Raw genomic sequence first — 8,239 nt, 5'->3', positions numbered from 1 at the left:
CCCGTACTCCGCGCCGCCGGGTACCAGCCCGTACTCCGCGCCGCCGGGCGGCCAGTTCTCCGCGCCGCCGGCCCCCGGCCCGTACTCCGCGCCGCCGGCCCCCGGCCCGTACTCCGCGCCGCCGGCCCCCGGGCCGTACTCCGCGCCGCCGGCCAGCGGGCCGTACTCCGCGCCGCCGGCCAGCGGGCCGTACTCCGCGCCGCCGGCCAGCGGGCCGTACTCCGCGCCGCCGGCCAGCGGGCCTCCGGGGCCCTATCCGCCGGCGCTGACGGCGACTGCGGCCCCGTTCGGCGGCCCGCAGTACGGGGCGTCCGTGGCGGCGGTGCAGATCGGCGAGATCATGGTGGCCCCGCCGGAGATCCGTACGCCGGCCGGCGTGCTGCCCGTGGCGGGGACACAGTGGCACGTCGCCGACTACTGGCAGACGGAGCAGAAGGTGGCCACCTGGGCGATCGTCTGCGCCGTGCTCGGGTTCTTCTGCCTCACCATCTTCAGCCTGCTCTTCCTGCTGATCAAGGAGACCCGGCACCACGGCACCGTGCAGGTGACGGTCAGCAACGGCCCCCGCCAGTACGTGGCCCGCATCCCGGTCACCGACCAGGGCCAGGTCCAGCACATCAACAACCAGGTCAACTACGCCCGGTCCCTGTCGGCCTGACCCGAGCCGAGCCATCGTCGGCGATGTCGGCGACGTGGCGGTGTCCTGGGCTCGGGATACCACCACGTCGGCCGGCATCGCACGCCGGCCCGCCCGGGATTCACCGGCACGGCGCGCACACCCCTGGCCGGCACCCCGCTCAGGCCGGGTGCCGGCCGGCGTGGATCGCCCGGACCGCGTCGATCGTGTCCGCCTCGGCCACGGTCTTGTCGCCGCGGTAGCGGACCACCCGGGCGAAGCGCAACGCCATCCCGCCCGGGTAGCGGGAGCTGGTCTGCACCCCGTCGAACGCGATCTCGACCACCTGTTCGGGGCGGACCCGGACCACCCAGTCACCGCGCTCCACGGCGAGGGCGAGGAACCGCTCGGTCTGCCAGCGCAGCACCTCGTCGGTGAGCCCCTTGAACGTCTTGCCGAGCATGACGAACCCGCCGGTGGCCGGGTCCCGCGCGCCGAGGTGCAGGTTCGACAGCCAGCCGCTGCGCCGGCCGCTGCCCCACTCCACCGCGAGCACCACCAGGTCGAGGGTGTGCCGGGGCTTCACCTTGACCCAGGCCGCGCCGCGCCGGCCGGCGTCGTACGGGGCGTCGGGGTCCTTGACCACCACGCCCTCCTGCCCGGCGTTCAGGGCAGCGGCGAAGGCCGCGCCGGCCGCCTCGGGACCGTCGACCACCATTCGCCCGACCAGCAGCGTCGGGTCGACCACGCTGGCCAGCGCCGCCCACCGCTGGTGGCCGGGCCGGTCGATCAGGTCGTCGCCGTCGAGGTGCAGCAGGTCGAAGAAGTACGGCGTGAGCACTGCCTCGCCGGTGGTCTCGGCGGCGGCGAGCACCGCCGGGGCGACCGGGGCGGGGCCACCGCCGCCCGGCATGGCGTCGCCGATGTTCGGCATGGTGCCGCCGGCCCTGGGCGTGGCGCGGCGGGCGGCCCGGCTGGAGGTCTGCTGGAACGGCAGCGGCCGACCGGTGGCGTCCAGGCCGATCGCCTCGCCGTCGAGCACCAACTCCCGGGCGGGCAGCGCCCGCACGGCGGCGACCACCTCGGGCACCCGGGCGGTGATCTCGTCCAGGCTGCGGGTGAAGACCGCGATGTCGGAGCCGGAGCGGTGCACCTGGGCCCGGATGCCGTCGAGCTTCACGTCGACCACGGCGGGGACACCGGTCAAGGCCAGCGCCTCGTCGACCGACGGAGCGCTGGCCGCCAGCATCGGGGCGAGCGGCCGGCCCACCTGGAGCCCGAAGTCGGCCAGTGCAGCCGCGCCGCCCCGCAGCGCGGCCACCGCGACCGCCCGCAGGTCGCCGGCGAGCAGCAGGGCCCGGCGCACGGCATTCGGCGGCACGTCGGCGGCCCGGGCGATCGCGTCGGCCAGCAACCCGGCCTGAGCGCCCTGGCGCAGCTCGCCGCTGAACAGGCCGCGCAGCATCCGCTGTTCCCCGGCGGTGGCGGCGGCGAAGAGGGCGTGCAGCAGCGCCCGGCGGCGGGCCTGCGAGCCGGGGCCACCCACCGCCGCGATGTCGTCGATAGCGGCGTCGACCGCGCGGACGGTCAGGGTCGACTCGGCGGCCGGCGGCGGCGGGTCGCGCAGGCTGGCCCAGCCGACGCCGGTCTGCCGTTGCCGCAGATCGCCCGCGAGCCAGCCGGCGCCCGCCGGGACCTCGGCCGGGTCGAGAGCCCGCAGCGCCGCGGCGAGCAGCTCCACCTTGGCCCGCCGGCCGGTGGTCGCGCCCACGGCGGCGGAGGTGGCCGCCAGGTCGAGGAACCGCACGCACCTCATCCTGCCAGCCACCCCCGACGCCGCTGGGGATACGCGGGCCGACGCCGGAAGTTGCCGCTTCCCACGCCGCCGCGTCACCCCGGCCCGAACACCCGTGACGGGTTCCCGGGCCGACCGGTCCCTGACGCCCCCTGCGCCGGACCGGGGTCTCGCGGGCCCGTCAGGCCGCGACAGGCTCCTCGATGCGCAGGCCCCGGGCGCGCACCTCGTCGGCGACGCGGGAGAGCAACGCGTCCAGCGTGACCAGGGCGGTGGAGAGGTCACCGAGCTGTTCCTTGAGCGTGTCCTCGGACCACGCGGAGACGTCCACGTCCCCCAGAGCGCTGACGGCGGCCCCGAGCCGGGCCATCACCTCGTTCGTACTCATGTTCGAAACGCTATACCAGGCTGTCCCGCGACACGCCGAAAACACCCCGATGAACTGGGAAGTTACGGTTCCGTCACCTAACTCCGGTTCGCGCCCACGGCGGCCACCTTCGCCAGCAGCAGCGCCTCGGCCGCGCAGACCCGGGCGAACTCGCCGAGGTGCAGGCTCTCGTTCGGGCCGTGCGCGCGGGCGTGCGGGTCCTCGACCCCGGTCACCAGGATCGCCGCCTGCGGGAACAGCTCCTGGAAGGTGGCGATGAACGGGATCGAGCCGCCGATGCCGATGTCCACCGGCTCGGTGCCGTCCCAGGCCGCGCGGAAGGCGTCACGGGCCGCGGCGAACATCGGGCCGGACGCGTCGATGACGCAGGGGGCACCGTCGTGTTCGAAGGTCACCGTCACCTGGGCGCCCCACGGCGCGTGCTTCGTGAGGTGCTCGCGCACCGCCGCGTACGCCCGCTTCGGGTCGTCGCCCGGCGCCAGCCGTACGCTCAGCTTGGCCTTCGCGGCGGGGACCAGGGCGTTCGGTGCCTCGCCGGTGGCCGGGGCGTCGATGCCGAGCACCGCCACGGCCGGCTTGGTCCAGATCCGGTCGGTGATCCGGCCGGTGCCGATGAGCGACACGCCCTCGACCAGCCCGGCCTCGACCCGGAACCGGTCCTCCGGGTAGTCCACGGCGGCACCCTCGCGCCCGACCAGCCCGGCGACGGCCACGTTCCCGGCGTCGTCGTGCAGCGTGGCCAGCAGCCGGACCAGCGTGGTGAGCGCGTCGGGCACCGCGCCGCCGAACATGCCGCTGTGCACGGCGTGGTCCAGGGTGCGGACCTCGACGAAGCAGTTGACGATGCCGCGCAGCGAGGTGGTCAGCCCCGGCACGCCGATGTCCCAGTTCGTCGAGTCGGCGATCACGATCACGTCCGAGGCCAGTTCGTCGCGGTGCTCGGCGAGCAGCCGCTCCAGCGAGTCCGAGCCGTACTCCTCCTCACCCTCGACGAAGAGCACCACACCGACCGGGAGCCGGTCGCCGAAGGCGCGCAGCGCCGCGACGTGCGCCATGATCCCGGCCTTGTCGTCGGCCGCGCCCCGCCCGTAGAGGCGGCCGTCGCGCTCGACGGGCTCGAACGGGTCGGACTCCCACAGCGACAGGTCGCCCACCGGCTGCACGTCGTGGTGGGCGTAGAGCAGCACGGTCGGCGCGCCGGGCGGGGCGGCCCGCCTCCCGATGACGGCCGGCTGACCGCCGGACCGCACGATCCGCACGTCGAGGTCGCAGCCGCGCAGCACCTCCGCCACCGCCTCGGCGGACCGCTCGACGTGCGAGTGGTCGAAGCCGTCGAAGGCGACGCCGGGAATGCGGACGAGTCGTTCCAGGTCGGCGCGGACGCCGGGTAGTTCCCGCGCGACGGCGGCTCGCACCTCGGCATCGGACATGGTCGGTAAGGTCATGACCGGCATCGTATGCCGGCCTTACCGCCGCCGAGGGCGACGTACTCGGTCCCGGGGTCGTGCGGCAGGCCCGGCGCGCCGTCGACGACCAGGTCCACCGCGTCCGCCGTGCCGTCGGCGGCGAAGTGCGCCCGCTCCCCGGCATGCCAGCGGCGCAGCTCGGGCAGGATCCCCGGCCCGTCCCGGGCGACGGCCCGCGACGACCGCAGCTCGGCGGGCGCGGTGACCAGAACCGACAGGGTCAGCTCGGGCCGGACGGCGGCCCGCGCCGCCGAGACCCCCTCGACGATCACGACGGGGGCGGGCGGAACGGGCAGCTCGCGGGGCAGGAAGCACCGCCGCACCCAGCTGTACCGCCGATAGGCCCCCGGCTGTCCGGCCCGCAGCGGGGCGAGCACCCACCGCTCCAGCCGGGGCCAGAAGGTGAGCTGGTCGGCCCAGCCGTCGAGCAGGTCGTCGGTGTGCACCACCGGTGGTCGCCCGCCGCCGGGCAGTGCCGCCAGGGCGTCCGCGAGGCGCGCGGCGAAGACGCTCTTGCCCGCGCCGCTCGGCCCGTCGACCGCCACCAGTCGGGTACGCCCCAACCGCGCCGGCCCGGCCAGCACCCGCCGGCCCAGCTCCGCGTACGTCTCGACGGTCGGCACCCACACGGCCCCGACGCTAGCGGCCTCCCCCGGGGGTACGTCGTCCGGTCGACCCGAGCCGTTTTCGGCACACGGACGCCCCGCGCCACGGGCATGATCGTGCTGTGCGCCACAACGTGATGAGCCCGGGCATTGACGCCCTGCTGGAACAGGCCCGTTCGGGGGTCCGCCGGCTGACCCCGCACGAGACGGTCGAGACCGTACGCCTCGGCGCGCTGCTCGTCGACACCCGCACCGACGCGCAGCGCCGGGAACAGGGCAACCTGCCCGGCGCGGTCGTCATCGACCGCACGGTGCTGGAATGGCGGCTGGACCCGGCCAGTGAGTGGCGCATTCCCGAGGCCACCGGGTACGACCGGGAGATCGTGGTGGTGTGCCGGCAGGGGTACAGCTCCAGCCTGGCCGTGGCCAGCCTGCGGACGCTCGGCCTGCACCGCGCCACCGACATGGTCGGCGGGGTCCAGGCATGGCTGGAGGCGGGGCTACCGATGTCCGACCGCCCCGCCGACATCCGCTACTGACACCACCCACAGCGGTCACGCGGGACAGCGGTCGCCGGCAGCCCCAGGACGCACCCCCCGGGTCAGCGCGGCGCTCCGGGCGGGATGAACGGCAGCCCGGCGGGTGGACCGCACTCGATCAGCCGCCACAGGGCGGCGGTGTCCAGGTGCTCCTCGACCAGGTCGCCGAGCAGGTCCAGGGAACGCTCGCGGGCGGCGGCGAAGCTGGTGTCCGGGGCGACCCGGAAGCCGGTACGGCCGGCGAGACGGGCCGCGTCGGTGAGGAACCGGCGGCGGAACGCGTCGGACTCGAAGGCCCCGTGCCAGTGGGTGCCGCACACCGCGCCGAGCACGGCCCCCTCGCCGGTGCCGTCGTCGTACGACAACAGGGGCGGCAGCGCCGGGTCGGCCGACGAGACGTACCCGTGGTGGATTTCGTAACCCCGGACCGGGACGCCCGCGTCGGCGGCGGCGGTGCCGGCCGCCTGCCGGACCGTCTTGCGCGCGGCGAAGGTGACCTCGACCGGCAGCAGGCCCAGCCCCGCGACGCTGCCCGCGCGGCTCTCCACCGGATCGTGCACGGCCCGGCCGAGCATCTGGAAGCCGCCGCAGATGCCCAGCAGCGGCTTCCCGGCCGCCGCGTGGGCGGCCACGGCGTCGGCCAGTCCGGTCCGGCGCAGCCAGGCGAGGTCGGCCACGGTGGACTTGGAACCGGGCAGGACGACGATGTCGGCGGCGGCCAGCTCGGCCGGCTCCACGGTCAGCCGGACCCGGACGCCGGGCTCGGTGGCCAGCGCCTCCACGTCGGTGGCGTTGCTGATCCGGGGCAGCCGGACGACCGCCACATCCAGCCAGTCCGTGCCGTGCGGGGCCGCCGGCCGGCCGAGCACCCGGCCGTACGCGAGCGAGTCCTCCGCGTCCAGCCACAGGTCCAGGTGCCAGGGCAGCACCCCGTAGGTGGGGCGGCCGGTGGCCCGGGTCAGCATGTCCAGCCCCGGCTGGAGCAGCCCGAGGTCGCCCCGGAACTTGTTGATCACAAAGCCGGCGACCAGCGCCTGGTCGGCCGGGTCGAGCAGGGCGACGGTGCCGAACATCGAGGCGAACACGCCGCCCCGGTCGATGTCCCCGACCACGATCGTGGGCAGGCCGGCGTGCCGGGCCAGCCCCATGTTCACGTAGTCGCCGGCCCGCAGGTTGATCTCCGCAGGGCTGCCGGCCCCCTCGCAGACCACCACCTCGTACGCCTCGCGCAACTCGGCGAGCGAGGCGAACGCCGCCTCGGCGAGCCGGGGCCGCAGGGCATGGTAGTTGCCGGCGGTGACCGTGTCGACGGCCTCGCCGAGCAGCACCACCTGGCTGGACCGGTCGCTGCCCGGCTTGAGCAGCACCGGGTTGAATCGCAGGTCGGCCGCCACGCCGCAGGCCGCCGCCTGCATGGCCTGGGCCCGGCCGATCTCGCCGCCCCGGCCGTCCGGGCCGACCACCACCGCCGAGTTGTTCGACATGTTCTGCGCCTTGAACGGCGCGACCTTCACCCCGCGCCGGCGCAGCCATCGGCAGATCCCGGCGGTGAGCACGCTCTTGCCCGCGTCGGAGGTGGTCCCGGCGACCAGCAGCCCCCCACTCACCGGCGGTCGCCCCCGGCGGCGGGCTGCCGGGAGCCTCCAGCGGCGGACGGCCGGGAGCCTCCAGCGGCGCGCGGACGGGCGCCTCCAGCGGCCCCTATGGAGCTGCCCGCACGAACGGGGCGGCCGAACAGGGCCTCCGCCGACGCCCCGCGCCAGCCGCGCGCACCGGCGGCGAGGCCCCGCCAGCCCGTCCTCGCCACCGCGTTCCTCGCCACCGCGCCGAGAAACCGGCCGAGCGTCACCGGGTACGCGGCGGCCAGCCCGAGCGCCGCCAGCCCCACCGCGCCGGAAACCTTCGCCGCCCGCCCCAGGTGGCGTGCCTCCGGGCGGGGCCCGTCACCGAGGTAAGGTCGCACCTCCGACCGCCCGAAGTAGACGTTGCGCCCGCCCAGCCGTACGCCGAGCACGCCCGCCATCGCCGCCTCGCACTGCCCGGCATTCGGGCTGGGATGGTCGTTGCGATCTCGCAGCCACACCCGCCAGGCCCGCCCCCGGTCCCCGTGCGCTGTCGGGGCCACGGCGATGGTGAGCAGCCCGGTCAGCCGGGCCGGGGCGAGATTGAGCAGGTCGTCCAGCCGGGCGGACGGGGTACCGAAGCGGGCGTACCGGGGCGACCGGTGACCGACCATCGCGTCGAGGGTGTTCGCCGCGCGGTAGCCGAGCAGGCCGGGCAGCCCGGCGACCGCCCCCCACATCAGCGGCGCGACCACCGCGTCGGAGGTGTTCTCCGCCACGGACTCGACGGTCGCGCGGGCCAACTCGGGCTCGTCCAGCGTGGACGGGTCCCGCCCGCACAGGTGCCCCAGCCGACGACGGGCCGCCGGCAGGTCCCCGCCGCGCAGCGCGCGGCCCATCATCTTCGCCTCGTGGCGCAGGGTGCGCCCGCCGAGCACCGTCCAGGTGGCGGCGGCCATCAGCACGGCCCGGCCAACCGGCCGGCGTCGGGTGGCCACCGTCGCCGCCACCCCGACCAGCACCGGTACACCCACGGCGAGCGCCGTGAACGCCGTGCCGACGGCCCGGTCCGGCCGGTACACGCGCCGTTCCAGCGCACCGGCCGCCCGACCGAAGCCGGCTACGGGATGCCAGCGGCGCGGGTCACCGAGCAGGGAGTCCAGGGCATACCCTGCCACCAGCCCAGCCGCGTTAGCCACGGCGACCGACTGCCGCACCTGCCACCACCTCCGGCCGGCCAGCCTAGCCGCCCCCGGAAACCCCCACAC

General features: G+C 75.8%; 8 protein-coding genes. 2 read left to right on the top strand and 6 right to left on the bottom strand.

What is annotated here, in order from left to right; translation table 11 throughout:
- The coding region (locus E1258_RS27025; protein ID WP_132406073.1) for a hypothetical protein at window positions 1-658 on the top strand (658 nt) is incomplete at its 5' end.
- 139 nt (window positions 659-797) lie between these two features.
- Here the strand turns inward: E1258_RS27025 and E1258_RS27020 are convergent.
- From E1258_RS27020 to E1258_RS27005, 4 genes are all read right to left on the bottom strand, one after another.
- On the bottom strand, window positions 798-2,432 hold the full coding sequence (locus E1258_RS27020) for an ATP-dependent DNA ligase (protein ID WP_243715716.1): 1,635 nt from the start codon (window positions 2,430-2,432) through the stop codon (window positions 798-800).
- A gap of 160 nt (window positions 2,433-2,592) precedes the next feature.
- Window positions 2,593-2,799, bottom strand: a complete 207-nt coding sequence (locus tag E1258_RS27015; RefSeq protein ID WP_043966249.1) for a hypothetical protein — start codon at window positions 2,797-2,799, stop codon at window positions 2,593-2,595.
- A 77-nt stretch (window positions 2,800-2,876) separates the two neighbouring features.
- A complete protein-coding gene (locus E1258_RS27010; protein WP_207919733.1) occupies window positions 2,877-4,229 on the bottom strand; it encodes a dipeptidase in 1,353 nt (450 codons plus the stop codon).
- 11 nt (window positions 4,230-4,240) lie between these two features.
- Window positions 4,241-4,894, bottom strand: coding sequence for a uridine kinase (locus E1258_RS27005; RefSeq protein WP_132406067.1), 654 nt, complete (start codon window positions 4,892-4,894; stop codon window positions 4,241-4,243).
- 113 nt (window positions 4,895-5,007) lie between these two features.
- Here E1258_RS27005 and E1258_RS27000 point away from each other — a divergent pair, with 113 nt between their 5' ends.
- Window positions 5,008-5,409 carry a rhodanese-like domain-containing protein gene (locus E1258_RS27000; protein WP_132406075.1) on the top strand — a complete coding sequence of 134 codons (402 nt, stop codon included), beginning with the start codon at window positions 5,008-5,010 and terminating at the stop codon, window positions 5,407-5,409.
- Window positions 5,410-5,471: 62 nt separating this feature from the next.
- On the opposite strand, the gene E1258_RS26995 is transcribed toward E1258_RS27000, so the two are convergent.
- Together E1258_RS26995 and E1258_RS26990 are read right to left on the bottom strand one after the other, a co-directional pair.
- Window positions 5,472-7,016, bottom strand: coding sequence for a cobyric acid synthase (locus tag E1258_RS26995; protein ID WP_132406065.1), 1,545 nt, complete (start codon window positions 7,014-7,016; stop codon window positions 5,472-5,474).
- Window positions 7,013-8,188: a cobalamin biosynthesis protein gene (locus tag E1258_RS26990; protein ID WP_243715717.1), complete on the bottom strand. Its 1,176-nt coding sequence runs from the start codon at window positions 8,186-8,188 to the stop codon at window positions 7,013-7,015. The genes E1258_RS26995 and E1258_RS26990 overlap by 4 nt, the downstream gene beginning before the upstream one ends.
- Window positions 8,189-8,239: the final 51 nt, after the last annotated feature.

This window comes from Micromonospora sp. KC207 (assembly GCF_004348615.1).
Taxonomy (GTDB): domain Bacteria; phylum Actinomycetota; class Actinomycetes; order Mycobacteriales; family Micromonosporaceae; genus Micromonospora.
The sequence above is the reverse complement of the archived record's forward strand: the minus strand, read 5'-3'. Positions and strand labels throughout refer to the sequence as shown.

Coding starts and splice junctions, on each gene's coding strand:
- E1258_RS27020 (WP_243715716.1), bottom strand. CDS start 2,432: ATGAGGTGCGTGCGGTTCCTCGACCTGGCGGCCACCTCCGCCGCCGTG.
- E1258_RS27015 (WP_043966249.1), bottom strand. CDS start 2,799: ATGAGTACGAACGAGGTGATGGCCCGGCTCGGGGCCGCCGTCAGCGCT.
- E1258_RS27010 (WP_207919733.1), bottom strand. CDS start 4,229: ATGTCCGATGCCGAGGTGCGAGCCGCCGTCGCGCGGGAACTACCCGGC.
- E1258_RS27000 (WP_132406075.1), top strand. CDS start 5,008: ATGAGCCCGGGCATTGACGCCCTGCTGGAACAGGCCCGTTCGGGGGTC.